Origin of the sequence: Escherichia sp. WS547 (genome assembly GCF_046486065.1) — a bacterium.
Classification (GTDB): domain Bacteria; phylum Pseudomonadota; class Gammaproteobacteria; order Enterobacterales; family Enterobacteriaceae; genus Escherichia; species Escherichia coli.
On the sequence record NZ_JBJQMA010000054.1, the window covers coordinates 1 to 2,313 of the forward strand.

A 2,313-nucleotide genomic window follows, 5' to 3' on the forward strand; every position below is an offset into this window, starting at 1 on the left:
TGCCAGACCGCAAGGTGTTTTAACAAATCAAAAGGGGTTTTAATAACTGGCTCAAAGCTGAAAGCTTTCCGGAACCCCCAGCCTAGCTGGGGGTTTTCTGTGCACAAAAAACCCGGTCACTTTTTTACAAAGTAACCGGGTAAAAATAATTTTTATTTTTTAACTGTTTTGAGACTTATAGAGATGTCTCAAAACTAAAATTTGGCTCCTCTGACTGGGATCGCCGTAGCCATTAACTGGCTGATTGGAAAGCTAAAACAAAAAAACGAGATTGTCAAGACCACCAGAATGACCACCTTTTTTCTGGTAAACATGAACTGAATCCTACGAAGTGTCACTTCACAGAGAAAATACTAAAAATTAAGTCGAGGGCACTGGATGCTAAGTTTTTACCCCTATATGGGAGGAAGGATTACACAGTACTTTATCTTTACTGGCGGCGACTTTATATGCTAGATATATTTCTTGCAATACTGTAACTCTGTGCGAGTAATTATATATAATTATTATTTGGATTGCTTTTTTTTCTGCGTTATTTTTTGTATGTAAAGTTCGGTATTTGTGTCAGGATACAATTTTTTCAATTTTTCAACCCAAATGAGGGCGTCATCGTACCTTCCACTATCCATCATGTTTTTGATAATATCTTTTATTGCAAATACACATCCGTTATCCGCAGATAAGTTTAGATAATATTCCGCTCCTCTAATATCACCTATTTTTAATAAATATTTTGACATCTGATATTGTGCGTAATTATTACCATGTTCCGCTGATTTTTTCAGCCATTGTATTGATTCATCTACTTTTCCTTCTGACTCAAGTTCTCTTGATAAGTTATATTGAGCTATAGCATTTCCATTATTTGCCGATATTATTAACCATTCGTGCTGTTTTCTGTATGATTTTGGCTCGCAAAAAAGATAATATTTGTACAATTTAAATGCAGCATCACTATCACCTTGTGATGCCTTAAGTTCTTCCTTCCTCACATCATCTGGTGATAAAAAATTGAGCGAATATGTTGATATTATCTTTTCGCGATCATTACTCATATGACCTCCAGAGATAAGGGGAATTGTTATAAATATAAAGAGAAAATACCTCATACCTATGGTTTCCTTCGCTTGAATGTAAACTCATGTCCAGGCTGATTCGTGTCCATTTGCAATTGATTGTTTGCATCATAAAATCCTCCCCAAGGCTCTACCTTACCATTTGAATAGTACCAGTCATATTGGTCAGGAGCATAGACTCTCACACCTAGTTCATCTGCCAATTGCTGTGCATAAGAGTTATTTCCTTTTCCTGTATTACAGGATAACAGTCTTACTGACATTCCAGGTTTAAATTTAGGATGATTTCGAACCTCATTAGCTAATGTCTTGACATCTATCTTATTATAATTTTCATCATATACTGATTGAGGATCACCATGTGTTCCAATTGTAATGATATTAGGATTATTCCAAACTTTCTCTGCATAATTTCGTATGTCTTCGTTGACTGGGAAGTGGTTTATATCTACGGCTAAGCCAAGAGGATCTGCATAATTTATTGGATTCAGCGGATATTTATATAAATTCCACCCCCCATTTAACCCAATCGGGTCCTGTGTAATATACCTCCCCTGTAACGGCTCGTAGTAACGATAACGATTATAGCACAGCCCCGATTCATCATCGTACTGCTGCCCCGGCAGGCGGTATGGCTGGAACAGATGATGCGGGTTCTCCTCATTAAGCTGATTCCCCCACTCGTCATACTCCCCACGCCATTCCGTTGCACCTTCAGTACTGATAAGCGCCAGCGGCAGTCCCCGGTGGTCGCAGTGATAAAGATGTATTTTTCGCTCAGGCAAATAAACTGGCTCGATCTGTGCCGCCAGCCGCTCCACCGTCAGCCCGCACTGCGCAAGCCACGCCCGGCTTTCGTCACTCACACGGTCTGCCCGGATTTCCCCCTCCAGCCTGTCCAGCAGCCGCACCAGTTCAGGCGGGAACACCACGCCGTGACCATCTTTACTCCCTTCCTGCTGTAACTTCTCCGCCAGGCTTCGCCGCTGCGCTTTCTCCAGTTCGGTCACGTCTGTTTCGATTCTGATGAGCGGGGTGAAGCTTCCCGGCTGGTACACCGTCTGGATACGCGTGGTGTCAGTCTGCACCGTCGTCAGCCTGTCGCCGTCCCACCCGTACCATGTCTCCTCCGGTTTACGCGACAGCGACATCCACCCCGTCAGGTCACGCTCCCGCCGCCATACCCGTTTCGCCATTCGCCGTCCCAGCGGGTCGTAGAGGTAGCGGCTCTCGACCA

2 protein-coding genes are annotated in these 2,313 nt (G+C 43.0%); both read right to left on the reverse strand.

The genetic code is table 11. The features are described from left to right. Window positions 1–506: 506 nt before the first annotated feature. Complete coding sequence (locus ACJHWK_RS23850; protein WP_170886094.1) at window positions 507–1,055, reverse strand: tetratricopeptide repeat protein; 549 nt, start codon at window positions 1,053–1,055, stop codon at window positions 507–509. Between the two features lie 56 nt (window positions 1,056–1,111). Continuing rightward, window positions 1,112–2,313 (reverse strand): RHS repeat-associated core domain-containing protein (locus ACJHWK_RS23855; RefSeq protein ID WP_410234947.1); only part of this gene is annotated, 1,202 nt, incomplete at its 5' end.